Genomic DNA, 13,452 nt, shown 5'->3' with positions numbered 1-13,452 from the left:
AAGCCCGGTGCGCCGCCCCGCCTGTTCCCGGTGCGTCCAGCCGCTCCGTCCGTGCGTCCGTCCGTCCGTGCGTCCGTCCGTCCGTGCGTCCGTCCGTCCGTGCGTCCGTCCGTCCGTGTGTCCGTCCGTGTGTCCGTCCGTGCACATGCGGGACGCCCGGGCGGGGGCCCGGGCGTCGTGTGCGAGGAAAGGCGGGGATCAGTGCGGCCAGGTCCACTCGCTGATCTCGGGAACGTCCTCGCCGTGCTCGCGGGTGTAGGCGCGGGCGTGCAGCCGGGCGTCGGCCATCTGCTGGCGGAGGTGCGCCTCGGCGGCGCCGAGGCCGGGCACCCGGTCGATGACGTCCATGACGAGGTGGTAGCGGTCGATGTCGTTGAGCATGGCCATGTCGAACGGAGTGGTGGTGGTGCCCTCTTCCTTGTAGCCGCGTACGTGCAGGTTGGCGTGGCCGTGGCGGCGGTAGGTGAGACGGTGGATGAGCCACGGGTAGCCGTGGAAGTTGAAGATGATCGGCTTGTCGGTGGTGAACAGCGTGTCGAACTCGGCGTCGGGCATGCCGTGCGGGTGCTCGGACGGAGGCTGCAGCCGCATCAGGTCGACCACGTTGATGACGCGTACCTTGAGCTGCGGCAGGTGCTCGCGCAGCAGCGCGGCGGCCGCGAGGGTCTCCAGGGTCGGCACGTCGCCGGCGCAGGCGAGCACGACGTCGGGTTCGTTCTCGTGGTCGGTGCTGGCCCACGGCAGGATGCCGACGCCGCGGGTGCAGTGCGCGATGGCCTCGTCCATGGTGAACAGGTCGAGCACCGGCTGCTTCCCGGCGACGATGACGTTGACGTAGTCGTGCGAGCGCAGGCAGTGGTCGGCCACCGACAGCAGCGTGTTGGCGTCCGGCGGCAGGTAGGCGCGCACCACCGACGCCTTCTTGTTGAGCACGACGTCGAGGAAGCCGGGGTCCTGGTGGCTGAAGCCGTTGTGGTCCTGCCGCCACACGTGCGACGACAGCAGGTAGTTGAGCGAGGCGACCGGCCGCCGCCACGGGATCTTCTGCGACGACTCCAGCCATTTGGCGTGCTGGTTGAACATGGCGTCGATGATGTGGATGAACGCCTCGTAGCAGTTGAACAGCCCGTGCCGGCCGGTCAGCAGGTAGCCCTCCAGCCAACCCTGGCACAGGTGCTCCGACAGCACCTCCATGACCCGCCCGCCGGGGGCGAGATGCTCGTCGGTGGGCTCGACCTGGGCGTTCCAGGCACGGTCGGTCACGGCGAAGACGTCCGACAGCCGGTTGGAGGCGGTCTCGTCCGGTCCCATCAGCCGGAAGGTGTCCGGGTTGGCCGCGATCACGTCGCGCAGCAGGCCGCCGAGCACCCGGGTCGGCTCGCTGGTCTGGGTCGCGGGCGTCTTGATCTCGACGGCGTAGCGGCGGAAGTCGGGCATGCGCAGCGGGGCGAGCACCTCTCCTCCGTTGGCGTGCGGGTTGGCGCTCATGCGGCGCGGCCCGTCCGGCACCATCTCCAGAACGGCGGCGGCGGGCCTGCCGTCGGCCTCGAACAGCTCCTGCGGCCGGTAGGAGCGCATCCACTGCTCCAGCATGGCCAGGTGCTCCGGGTTGTCGCGGACGCCCGACAGCGGCACCTGGTGCGACCGCCAGGTGCCCTCGACCGGCACCCCGTCCACCTCGCGCGGCCCGGTCCACCCCTTCGGCGTGCGCAGCACGATCATCGGGAGGCGGTCGGCCTGCCCGGCGCGGTAGGCGGCGATCTCCTCGAACGTCTCGTCCAGCGCCGCCATCATCTCCCCGTGGTCGGGGCCCACGATGTGGGGCCGGTAACCGTACCCCTCCATGAGCTTGACGAGCTCGGTCTCGGGGATGCGGGCCAGCACCGTCGGGTTGGCGATCTTGTAGCCGTTCAGGTGCAGGATGGGGAGCACCACCCCGTCGCGGCGGTGGTCGAGCAGCTTGTTGGAGTGCCAGCTCGCGGCCAGCGGCCCGGTCTCGGCCTCGCCGTCACCGACCACGCAGGCCACCACCAGGTCCGGGTTGTCGAAGGCGGCGCCGTAGGCGTGGGCCAGCGAATAGCCGAGCTCGCCGCCCTCGTGGATGGAGCCGGGCGTCTCCGGCGCCACGTGGCTCGGGATGCCGCCGGGGAAGGAGAACTGGCGGAACAACCGCTGCATCCCCTCCGCGTCCTGGGAAACCTCGGGGTAACGCTCGGAGTAGGAGCCCTCCAGCCAGGCGTGCGCCACCGCGGCGGGCCCGCCGTGACCCGGCCCGGCAATGTAGATCATGTCCTGGTCGCGTTCGCGGATGACCCGGTTGAGGTGCGCGAAGCAGAAATTGAGCCCCGGCGTCGTGCCCCAGTGGCCGAGCAGGCGCGGCTTGACGTGCTCCGGCCGCAGCGCCTCGGTCAGCAGAGCGTTGTCCAGCAGGTAGATCTGGCCGACCGACAGGTAGTTCGCCGCCCGCCAGTACGCGTCTATGTGGTCCACGACGCTCATGCGATGTCCTCCGGTGATTGAATGCGATCAGATCTCACTGTCCCCCCAACCGTACGGTCCACACCGCCGCCGGAGGTCATCGCCGACGGGGACCAAAGTCCCCTCAGGCCCCGCCCCAGACGGGGATGTCCACGACGTCGTCGTGCCGCCAGGTGAGCTCCTCGCGTACCGTCACGACACCGTCGACGCCGCGCGCCACCCGCGCCAGGGAGAGGGCCTCGCTGTGCCGGGTCACCGTGCCGGCCAGAGTGACGACCCCGTCCTTCACCCGGATGTCCAGCGACGCCGGGTCGGTCCACGGGGCGGTGATCGGGATGCTGTCCACCAGCTCGCGCCTGATGTCGTCGTCGGCGCGGACGAACACCTTGAGCAGGTCGCGGCGGCTGACGATGCCGACCAGCCGGCCGCCGGCGTCGACGACGGGCAGCCGCTTGATGCCGTGCCGGTCCATCAGCCGGGCGGCCAGCACGACGGGCGCGTCGGGCGTCGTCACGTACGCCGGGTGGGTCATGAGCTGGCCCGCGGTCTCACCTGTCGCCTTGTGGTGGCCGCTGCCCTCGCTGCCCAGCGAGTGGCGGATCCGCGCCCGCAGCGGCTGCCGGTACTCGTCGCCGCGGAAGCGTGCCCTGTACTCCTCCTTGGCCAGCAGGTCGACCTCGGACACGACACCCTTGACATGGCCGTCCTCGTCCACCACCGGCAGGCCGCTGACGCCCTTGTCGATAAGGAGCTGGGTGACGACGCGGAAGGAGTCGTCCTCCTTGACCGCGGCCACGTCCGTCGTCATCACGTCTCGGATGATCATGCTCATGGGACTGCCCTCCTCGTCGGGCCACCCTCCCATCACACCTCGCCGCGGGGCCGGACCGTAGGGCCCAAAGTCCCTGCTGACCTGGGTTGACGGCCGGCCGCGGGCCCTCCGGCGTGCCCGGCCGGGCCCTAGGTCCCATCGGGACGGGTCGTACGGCACTGCCGCACCAAGGGGCGGTAAAGGTTTCCTTGAGATGTGACAAGGACAGTGACCCCACGAGGAAAGGGGGCCGTCATGGCCGCCACGATGAGCAAGCCCGCCGTTCACCTGCACGCCGCCCCCGCGACCCGCCGTCCTGTCGACTACGTCTGGGCCCTCGCCCGGATCTCGCTCGGCTGGGTCTTCCTGTGGGCGTTCCTCGACAAGACCTTCGGCTGGGGATTCGCCACCCCCGCGGCGAAGGCCTGGATCAACGGTGGCAGCCCCACCACCGGCTTCCTCAAGGGCACGGGCGAGAACGCGCTCGGCGGCTTCTTCAGCTCGCTGGCCGGACAGGCCTGGGTGGACTGGATGTTCATGGCCGGCCTGCTCGGCGTCGGCGCCGTCCTCATCCTGGGCGTCGGCACCCGTGTCGCCGCCGCGGCCGGTGGCCTGATGATGATCCTCATGTGGGCGGCCGAACTGCCCCTCACCACCAACCCGTTCATGGACGACCACATCGTCTACGCGATCGTGCTGGTCGGGCTGGCCATGGCGAACGCGGGCGCCACCCTCGGACTCGGCGGCCTGCCGATCGTCCGGCGCCACGCGATCCTGAAGTAGCCGCCACCGTGCGGCCCCCGGCGCCCCCACCCCGCCCCGCGGGGTGGGTTTCGCCGTTTCAGGGGCATTTTTGGGCGTGCGCCGACGGGGCGGGGCGACCTCACCCGTCTCAGCGGCCTCCCGGGCGTGCGCCGACGGATCAGAATCCTCATGAACATGCGGTGCTCCGTCCGGAGAGGGTGGGGGTCAGCGGGGCAGCCGGACGCCGCGGCGCCAGACCTCGGCGATGGCGCGGGTGGCGGTGATGTCGCGGGTGGGGTCGCCGTCCACCAGCAGGAGGTCGGCGCGCAGACCGGGGGCGATGCGGCCACGGTCGGCCAGGTCGAAGTGCCGGGCGGGGACGCTGGTGGCGGCGGCCAGGGCGGCTTCGGGGCGCAGGCCCGCCTGGGTGAGCATGAGGAGTTCGCGGTGCATGGCGGCGCCGTGCACGGGGGCGAAGAAGTTGGCGTCGGTGCCGGCCAGCAGCGCCACACCGGCCTTGTGCAGCGCGGCGGTGGCGCGACGGGCGTCGGCCACGCCGTCGGGATGGACGGGCACCGCCGAGTAGTCGCGGTCGACGGCGGCCTTGGCGTGCTCGGGCAGCCGGGCGGCGATCCGCGCGTCGCGGACGAGCTCCACGCCGGCGGGGTCCTGCGCGATCGTCTCGATGTAGGCGAGCGTGGTGATCACGAACACCTGCTGCGCGGCGATCCTGGCGGCCAGGTCCTCCACGGCCGGGTCGCCCGGCTCGCTGTGGTGGAAGACGTGCGCCAGACCGTCGATGCCGGCGTCGAGCGCGACGGCGGTGTCGTGCGCCGTGGCCACGTGCGCGATGGTCTTCAGCCCGGCGGCGTGCCCGGCCCCGACCAGGGCGGCCACCACCTCCGGAGGCATGACCGGCAGGTCCAGCCCGGCGGTGCGGCCGTCGTCGAGCACGATCTTCAGGAAGTCGCTGCCCTCCGCCAGCCGTGCCTCCACGAACGCCTTGGCGTCGGCGGCGTGGGCGATCGTGTCGAACGACCCGACCGCGTCACCCAGGTACGCCAGCGCCTCGGCCTCGGCGGCCATGATCTGGCTCGGGTGCCCGCCCGGCATGGTGGCCAGCACCCCGGCGCTGCGCAGGTCGGCCACGTCGTCGCGCTCGGCGGCCAGGCGGCGCTGGCGCGCCAGGTTGCCCGGCAGGCAGAACAGGTCCAGCTCGGTCGTCACCCCGAAGGCCAGCGCCTGGGCGAGCATGCCGTCGGAGACGTGGGTGTGCGCGTCGATCAGGCCCGGCAGCAGCGTCCTGCCGGCGCCGTCGATCTCCACGTCCACCGGCCGCCCGTCGGGCTCGGCGATCCGGTCGTCGACGATCAGCACGTCCGCCGTGGGCAGGGTGCGCTCGCCGTCGAAGACGCGGACGCCGCGGATCAGGGTACGCATGGGTGACTCCCCTCAAGTTGTTTTCACTCCTGATAGTACGACATCTAACTATAAGAGATAGAAGTACCTGAGGGCACACGGGGGGTCGATCATCGACAGGACGACCTCCGCGGCAGCCGCGGGGCGGTGGCGATCCACGTCAGAAACGCCCCGGTCAGGACGACACGGGGCGGAGGCGCTCCAAGGTGAGGGCGGCCCTGAGGTGAGGGCCGCCCTGAGGTGAAGGCCGCCCCGAGGTCGGGGCGGCCGTGAGGTCAGCTCGGACCGATGCGGGGGCGGCCCGTCACACCGACCAGGACGCCCGCTCGTTCAGCGCCGAGGGGACGAACCCGGCCGTCTGCTTGTACCGGAGCGCGATCTCCTCCAGCTCCTCCCGCGGGATGACGTCCTCGATCTGGGTGAAGCCCTGGGGGGCGCGCTGGTGCGCCAGCGCCAGCACCACCTCGGGGCCGTCCTTGCGGTTGGACTGGACGATCTCGGCCGTCGTGGGCCGGCGCCGGCTCTCGTAGAACTCCAGGCCCTTGCCGGTCGCCAGGGCGTGGGCCAGCACCCGGGCGTCGATGATGGCCTGTGTGCCGCCGTTGGAGCCGGTGGGGTACATGGGGTGCGCCGCGTCGCCCAGCAGCGTGACCCGGTCCGTCGACCAGTAGGGCAGCGGGTCGCGGTCCACCATCGGATACTCGTAGACGGCCTCGGCGTCCGCGACGAGGGCGGGCACGTCCAGCCAGTCGAAGTGCCAGTCGGCCACGTGGTGGAAGAACTTCTCCACCTCCACCCGCCGGTTCCAGTCGCCCCGCGGCACGGTCTCGGGCGCCTTGCGCTGGATCGCCCAGTTGATCAGCACCCGGCCGTCGGGCTCCGGCGGAGCGATGGGGTAGATCACGACCCGCTGGACGTCGTCACCGGCCATCAGCATGGACCGGCCTGTCATGAACGGCTTGGCGTACGTGGTGCCGCGCCAGAGCACCTGCCCGCTCCACAGCGGGTCACCCTCCTGCGGGAAGAGCGCGGCGCGCACGCTGGACCGGATGCCGTCGGCGCCCACCAGCAGGTCGGCGTCGTGATCGAGGCTGGTGACGGGCGACCCCGTCACCACCGAGTCGGGGCCGAGCCGCTCGCGCACCGCCTCGAGCAGCATGAACTGCAAGCGGCCCCGGTGGATCGAGTACTGCGGCCAGTCGTACCCGGCGGCCACGCCGCGCGGCTCCGACCAGATGAGCCGGCCCCACCGGTTCACGTACGTCAGGTCCGCCGTCGGCACGCCGATCCGCGCCAGCCGGTCGCCCAGCCCGAGTTCGGTCAGCTCACGCACCGCGTGCGGCAGGATGTTGATCCCCACCCCGAGCGGCCGGATCTCCTGCGTCGACTCGTGCACGACCACATCGGTGATGCCGGCGGCGTGCAGGCTGAGGGCCGTGGTGAGGCCCCCGATCCCGGCTCCGGCGATGACAACGCGCAATGCATGACCTCCTAGACGGCATGAAGATCCTGCACGCTCCCGGCGCGATCTTCAAGACCGCGCCGGCATCGGCGTGATCACGAAGAGTGCTCGGCGGGCGCGCCGGCCGGCGCGCGCGGACGCTCGTGCCGGTCCGCCTGAACGCGCCGGTGGCGGGTCAGGATGGCGCGTGCCGACACCGCGACGCAGCACGCCCCGAGCAGCAGCCCCCACAGCACGTCCGTCAGGAAGTGCATGCCCCGGTACAGGCGGGAGAAGGCGACGATCAGCGGCACCGCCACGCCGAGCGTCCACACCAGGACGCGTGCCACCGGGGAGCGCAGGCGGGCGGCCAGCAGCAGCGTGACGGCGCAGTAGAAGCCGACGGCGGCGCTGACGTGCCCCGAGGGGAAGCTGGAGGTGGGCGGGGCCGGGTCGAGGTGGTGCACGGGCGGCCGGTGGCGGGCCACCAGCGCGCTCGTCGCCAGGAAGATGAGCGACTGGCTCCAGACGGCCGCCACCAGGAACGCCGCCTCGTGCCAGCGCCGGCGGACCAGCCCGAGGAACGCGGCGGTCACCGCCGTGAGGGCGACGATGTACGGGGTGTCGGACAGGCTCGTGCCGATGTCGGTCAGCGTGTTCCACAGGTCGGTGCGCCAGGCGGCGAGCCGGGTGTTCACCGCCGCCTCACCGGTGGGCAGGGACGTGATGAGCTCACCGGCGCCGTAGGTCACCGTGGCGAGCGCGACGAGCGGCAGGAGCAGGACGGAGGCGTAGTAGCGGAGCCGGTCAGTCACGGGTCACCTGCACCGACTCGGGCTCGACGCCGTCACGCGGCGGCGCGGCGGGCCGGCGGCCCTCGTCACGCCGCCAGGTCTCGAACGCCGCCGTGGTGGCGATGATCACCGCGGCGCCCAGCACGATCCCGCCGAGCACGTCGCTGACCCAGTGCACGGCGAGGGCGACCCGGGTGAAGGACACCGTCACGATGAGGAACCCGGCCACGGTCCAGGCGAGTTTCCTGCCCCACTGCGGCAGCGCCGGCAGCAGGGCCAGCACGATCACGCCGGCGCCCAGCGTGACCGTCAGGGCGTGGCCCGACGGGAACGCGTCACCCGGGGCCAGCGCCACCGGGTCGGGCAGGTGCGGCCTCGACCGGTCCACGAGGATCTTGAGTCCCAGGCCCAGCAGCCCGCCCACCGTGATGGTGGTGATGGCCCACAGGGCGAGCCGTGGCGCGCCCCGGTGGACGAGCCAGCCGGCGAGCACGGCGACCGCGACGCGCCACGGCCACGGGCCGAACACGTCCGTCCACAGGATCATCACCTCCGTCACGTCGGGATTGGCCCGCGCGTAGGCGTGCAACGCCCGCGCGACCCCGGAGTCCAGATCGTTCAGCGGCATCTTGGCGACGACGAGCAGCAGCGTGAAGGGGACCATCATGAGGGCCACCGCGATGGACGCGAGGGCCAGCCGCAGGCCCAGCCTGCGGTCCCCGTCGAGGTCTGTGCTCGTCCGGCGACTAATGATCATGCGCGGGCAGCGCCCCTTTCTGCTCGGACGGCGGGCCGGTCGTGGATCACATCCGCCTCCGGCTACCCGAGCGAGCGGCGATCATCCCTCCTCCGGCCGTCCGGGAGCGGGCCCCGGCCCGAGCGGGTCGCATGTCGGGCACCATGGAAGGGTGACGGGAAGCGCGCACGCCACCGGCGTGCCCCACGGTTCCGCGCCGGTCCCACGGGCCCGGCCGGCCGGGTCGTTCGCGTCGCTGGTCGAGCTGGTGGCCGGGGGCGGCGTGGCGGTTCTCAGCGGGGCGGGCCTGTCCACGGAGTCCGGCATCCCCGACTACCGGGGCCCCACCGGCCGGGCCCGGCGGGCGGAGCCCATGACGTACCAGGCGTTCGTCGGCAGCGCGCAGGCGCGCCGGCGCTACTGGGCGCGCAGCCACGTCGGCTGGCGGCGGATCGGCCAGGCCAGGCCCAACACCGGGCACCACGCGGTGGCGCGGCTGGAGCGGCACGGCCTGCTCGCCGGGATCGTCACCCAGAACGTCGACGGCCTGCACCAGGCGGCCGGCGCGCGGCGGGTGGTCGAGCTGCACGGCGGCCTGGACCGGGTCGTCTGCCTGTCGTGCCGGCGGCGCACCTCCCGCACCGAGCTGGACCATCGCCTGCGCGCGGCCAACCCCGGCTGGGAGGCCAGCGGCCGGATCAACCCCGACGGCGACGCCGTCCTCACCGACGAGCAGGTCGAGGGGTTCCGGGTGGTCGACTGCACGGCCTGCGGCGGGCTGCTCAAGCCCGACGTGGTGTTCTTCGGCGAGAACGTGCCGCGCGACCGGGTCGACGCGTGCTTCGCGCTGGTAGGGGGCGCGAAGGCGCTGCTGGTGCTCGGATCGTCGCTGGCCGTGCGGTCCGGGCTGCGCTTCGTCACCCGCGCCGCCGAGCTGGGCATCCCGATCGGCATCGTCAACCAGGGGCCGACCCGCGGCGACGCCGACGCGGCGTTCACGCTGGACGCCCCGCTCGGAGACACGCTGGGGGCTCTCGCCGCACGGCTGACCGGCCGCTGAGCCGGTCCCGGCCCCGTGATCCTTGATCATGCTCGCGTACGGCCGTAGCCTCGTCTCGCGGGTGATCCCGTCGTGCCGTCCGGGACGGGAGGAACCCATGGCTCGCACGCCGAGCAGGATCGCGTTCACGTTTGCCGTGGCTGTGGCCGCCGGCGCGGGACCGTGCGTCCCCACCGCCGCCGCGGGGAAGGCCGGGAAGGTGTCGTGCCCGCTGGTGTTCGGGCACGGCGGCTATCCGACCGGGCCCGACGCCACCGCCAAGGACCAGGTCCGCCAGGCCAACAATCCCAGCGCCGTGGACGACATGAAGTCCTGGGGCGCCGATGGCGTCGAGGCCGACGTCCAGCTCACCCGCGACGGCACCAAGGCCGTGATGTGGCACAACGTCACGACCAACGGCCTGGACGGCGCCAAGGCGAAGATCACAGAACTGTGGTGGGCCAAGGGGCCGAGCCGGCTCGGCGCGCGGCGCATCACGCGCGGCCCGTACAAGGGGGAGCGGGTCCACACGCTGCGGGCCTGGTTGGCGCACGTCGAGTCGACCGGGCTGATCGCCCTGCTGGAGATCAAGCCGCAGACGAAGGGCATCCTCGCCTCCACCGCCCACGGCGCGCAGGCGTGGAAGGAGATCTCCGGCCCGATACGCGAGCGGCAGGGACGGCAGCGGATCCTCGTCTACTCGACCGATCCGTGGATCCAGGGCGAGCTGGCCCGGCGGCATCCGACCCTGCTCAAGGGATCGGCCGCCCGGTGGGCCGACAGCGCCGCCTGGGACGAGCCGGCGCCGAGGTGGACCGCCAACGCGAGCCGGTGGGAGAGCGTCCTGGCCCAGTCGCCGCCGAGCGTCATGACCAACTACACCAGGGACTACCGCCGCTGGCTGAACGGCAAGTGCACCTGACCAGGCACCCCTGATCCGGCCCAACCCCCTATACGCCGACTTTTCGTCCTTTACAAGATCTTGTCACGTCTCGATGGCGGTGTTACCTCTTGCGGGTACCGCGCGGCACCCGCGCGCACCCCCGAGCAGGAGGACCGGTGTCGACCAAACCCTGGTTACGCAGCGCTGCCCTCGCCGTCGCCGTCACGGCGGCGATTCTGCCCACCACCGGCGCCGCCCAGGCCGAACGCGGCGGGACGGCCCCGGTGGTCCACGACTTCCAGGCCGAGCAGCACGGCAAGCCCGACCTGGACAACCGGCGGGGCAGTGTCCCGCCTCCCACCGGGATCAACGCGCGCAGCGCGGGACCGGCCGCCCGCGTCCGTTGGAACGCTCTCGGCACCCCGGCCGTCGTCACCGGGGCCGAGCCCCTCGCCGAGGGCCTGGGCAAGGACCCCGAACAGGCCGCCCGGGCCTACCTCAAGTCCCACGAGACCCTGTTCGGCCTGTCCGCCCAGGCGGTGGACGCGCTGGAGAAGGTCGCCGTCAACCCCATCGGCGAAGGCCACGCCGTGCTGCTGCGCCAGCGCTTCGGCGGCCTGCCGGCCGGCGTGGACGGACTCGTCAGCGTCGGCGTGCTCGACGGCGCGGTCCGGCACGTCACCTCGTCGCTGTCCCGGGAGACGGACGCGCCTCCGGCCGCGCGGATCACCGAGCAGCAGGCGCTGGAGATCGCGGCCCGCGACGGCGGGATCGACCTGGCCAAGGCCGCCACCAAGCAGGTCACCGCCGTGGCCGTGCCCGCTCCCGACGGCGTGCACAGCGCGTACCAGGTCGTCCTCATCGGCGGCGAGGACGGCGAGGCCGCTGGCTACACCACACACGTGGACGCCGTCAGCGGCGCCGTCCTGGTCCGCGAGAACCTGGTCGACCACTTCGACCCGGACAACCCGAGCTGGGAGGCGTTCCCGGCCAACCCGCCCGCCGACTACTCCTCGACCGACACCCGCCGGACGTGGTGCGCCACCGCCGGACCCGGCTGCGACTACGTGGTCGGCGGCGACCCCGCCACCGGCAAGGCCTGGGACGTCGACCACGCCACCGGCGAGTCCACGCACACCAGCCTCGGCAACGCGGCCCGCACGTTCGAGAACCGGGCCAGCGGCGACCCGTTCACGGTCGGCACCCGAAGCAACGTGGCGACGCCGAGCCGTGACTACGCCTACCCCTGGCGCAACACCTGGTACACCGCCAAGTGCGACCCCACGACCTTCGACAAGGAGGGCGAGGCGGACCTGGAGGCGGCGATCACCAACCTGCACGCCATGCACAACCGCATGCACGACTGGTCGTACCGGCTCGGCTTCACCGAGACGGCCTGGAACATGCAGGCGGACAACGGCGACCGGGGCGGCCTCGGCGGCGACCCGGAGCAGGGCAACGCGCAGGCCGGCGCCCGCGTGCTGTCGGTGCGCGACAACGCCAACCAGATCACCGGCCCCGACGGCGTCGCGCCGATCACCAACATGTACCTGTGGCAGCCGATCGCGGGCGCCTTCTACGCCCCGTGCGTCGACGGCGACTACGACATGTCGGTCATCGGCCATGAGTACACGCACGCCATCTCCGGCCGCATGGTCGGCGGCCCGAACGCCGGCTGGAACGGCGCCCAGGCTGGGGCCATGAACGAGAGCACCTCCGACCTGCTCGCCATGGAGTACCTGGCCGAGTACGGCTTCCGCCCGGCGGGCGCCACCCCGTACGTGACCGGCGGGTACGTCACCGGCGACCCCGTGCGCGGCATCCGCAACTACGACATGTCGAAGTCGCCGCTGAACTACAGCGACGTCGCCTACGACATCGTCGGCCAGCAGGTCCACGCCGACGGCGAGATCTGGTCGGCCACCCAGTTCGACGTGCGGCAGGCGTTCGTCAAGAAGTACGGCAAGGGCACGGCCGAACAGCAGAAGGCCTGCGCCGACGGGCAGAAGCCGCTCGGCCAGTGCCCGGGCAACCGGCGCTGGGCGCAGCTGTCGTTCGACGCCCTGCTCCTGATGGCGTCGGGCGCGGTCAGCTACGTCGACCACCGCGACGCGCTGCTCGCCGCCGACATGATCCGCTTCGGCGGGGCCGACCAGGACATCATGTGGCGGGCGTTCGCCGAGCACGGCCTCGGCGAGGGCGCGGCCAGCAACGGCCCGAACGACCCCGACCCGACGCCCAGCTTCGTCAACCCGGCGGGCAAGAACGGCTCGCTGCAGCTCAAGCCGCTCGGCGAGGCCAAGGGCGCGGCGCTGCGGCTGTACGTGGGCGACTACGAGGGACGCGTGGTCCCGGTCGCCGACACCGACCCGGCGACGGACCTGGGCGACACCGTGGAGATGACGCCCGGCCTGTACGACTTCGTCGTCGCGGGCAACGGCTTCGGCCACACGCGGCTGAAGTTCGCGGTGCTGCCCGGGGTGAAGCTGCCGCTCCCGTTGCCGCTGGGCCGCAACCACGCCTCGGCCACGGCCGGCGCGACGGCCTCCGGCGACGGCGTCAACCACGCCCGGCTGATCGACGAGACCGAGGCCACGAACTGGGCCTCGCTCACCGGCGCCCCGGCCGGCAAGTCGGTCACCGTGGACCTGGCGGGAGACCAGCCCGTCGAGATCCGCAGGGTGCAGGTGAGCGCCATGCTCCGCCCGAACATCGGCGACCCGGCCGACCCGGGCGGCCAGAACCGCTTCTCGGCCCTGCGCTCGTTCGAGGTGCTGGCGTGCAGCTCCGGCTGTTCCGACCCGGCCGGCTTCACGAAGATCTACACCAGCCCGAAGGACGCCTTCAAGGCCGCGCTGCCCCGTCCGCGGGGGGCCGACATGCTGATCAAGTCGTTCCGGGTGCCGCCCACCACCGCCACCCATCTGATGCTGCGCGCGGTGACCACCCAGTGCACCGGCAACCCGCTGTACGCCGGTGAGCAGGACAACGACCCGAACTCCGCTACGGACTGCGCCACGGCCAGCCCGCAGCGCGACCAGGTCCGGGCCGCCGAGTTCCAGGCGTACTCGCACTGATTCGCTGTTCACGACGGCGCGCCCCCTCCC

The 13,452-nt window shown here is 72.3% G+C and carries 10 protein-coding genes; 4 read left to right on the top strand and 6 right to left on the bottom strand.

The window, feature by feature from the left end; translation table 11 throughout:
- Positions 1-198: 198 nt before the first annotated feature.
- Positions 199-2,499 (bottom strand): phosphoketolase family protein, encoded by a 2,301-nt coding sequence (locus CXR44_RS03450; protein ID WP_101783331.1) that lies wholly within the window; start codon positions 2,497-2,499, stop codon positions 199-201.
- Positions 2,500-2,602: 103 nt separating this feature from the next.
- Positions 2,603-3,310 carry a CBS domain-containing protein gene (locus CXR44_RS03445; RefSeq protein WP_101783330.1) on the bottom strand — a complete coding sequence of 236 codons (708 nt, stop codon included), beginning with the start codon at positions 3,308-3,310 and terminating at the stop codon, positions 2,603-2,605.
- A gap of 234 nt (positions 3,311-3,544) precedes the next feature.
- On the opposite strand from CXR44_RS03445, the gene CXR44_RS03440 reads away from it, so the two are divergent.
- The gene (locus tag CXR44_RS03440) at positions 3,545-4,072 is read left to right on the top strand and encodes a DoxX family membrane protein (RefSeq protein WP_101783329.1); all 528 of its coding nucleotides are present in this window, start codon (positions 3,545-3,547) and stop codon (positions 4,070-4,072) included.
- Positions 4,073-4,258: 186 nt separating this feature from the next.
- Here the strand turns inward: CXR44_RS03440 and CXR44_RS03435 are convergent, their stop codons facing one another.
- From CXR44_RS03435 to CXR44_RS03420, 4 genes are all read right to left on the bottom strand, one after another.
- Positions 4,259-5,473, bottom strand: a complete 1,215-nt coding sequence (locus CXR44_RS03435) for an amidohydrolase family protein (protein ID WP_101783328.1) — start codon at positions 5,471-5,473, stop codon at positions 4,259-4,261.
- A gap of 283 nt (positions 5,474-5,756) precedes the next feature.
- On the bottom strand, positions 5,757-6,932 hold the full coding sequence (locus CXR44_RS03430) for a flavin-dependent oxidoreductase (protein WP_101783327.1): 1,176 nt from the start codon (positions 6,930-6,932) through the stop codon (positions 5,757-5,759).
- Positions 6,933-7,009: 77 nt separating this feature from the next.
- Positions 7,010-7,708 carry a phosphatase PAP2 family protein gene (locus CXR44_RS03425; protein WP_101783326.1) on the bottom strand — a complete coding sequence of 233 codons (699 nt, stop codon included), beginning with the start codon at positions 7,706-7,708 and terminating at the stop codon, positions 7,010-7,012.
- Positions 7,701-8,444, bottom strand: coding sequence for a phosphatase PAP2 family protein (locus CXR44_RS03420; protein ID WP_101783325.1), 744 nt, complete (start codon positions 8,442-8,444; stop codon positions 7,701-7,703). Before CXR44_RS03420 ends, CXR44_RS03425 begins: the two co-directional genes overlap by 8 nt.
- Before the next feature lie 235 nt (positions 8,445-8,679).
- Here CXR44_RS03420 and CXR44_RS03415 point away from each other — a divergent pair, with 235 nt between their 5' ends.
- From CXR44_RS03415 to CXR44_RS03405, 3 genes are all read left to right on the top strand, one after another.
- Positions 8,680-9,483 (top strand): NAD-dependent protein deacetylase, encoded by an 804-nt coding sequence (locus CXR44_RS03415; protein ID WP_425437396.1) that lies wholly within the window; start codon positions 8,680-8,682, stop codon positions 9,481-9,483.
- A 97-nt stretch (positions 9,484-9,580) separates the two neighbouring features.
- Complete coding sequence (locus tag CXR44_RS03410; protein WP_101783324.1) at positions 9,581-10,384, top strand: glycerophosphodiester phosphodiesterase; 804 nt, start codon at positions 9,581-9,583, stop codon at positions 10,382-10,384.
- 137 nt (positions 10,385-10,521) lie between these two features.
- Positions 10,522-13,422, top strand: coding sequence for a M36 family metallopeptidase (locus CXR44_RS03405; RefSeq protein ID WP_101783323.1), 2,901 nt, complete (start codon positions 10,522-10,524; stop codon positions 13,420-13,422).
- The last annotated feature ends 30 nt before the right edge of the window (positions 13,423-13,452 follow it).

This window comes from Nonomuraea indica, from assembly GCF_002850745.1.
Lineage (GTDB): Bacteria > Actinomycetota > Actinomycetes > Streptosporangiales > Streptosporangiaceae > Nonomuraea > Nonomuraea indica.
The sequence above is the reverse complement of the archived record's forward strand: the minus strand, read 5'-3'. Positions and strand labels throughout refer to the sequence as shown.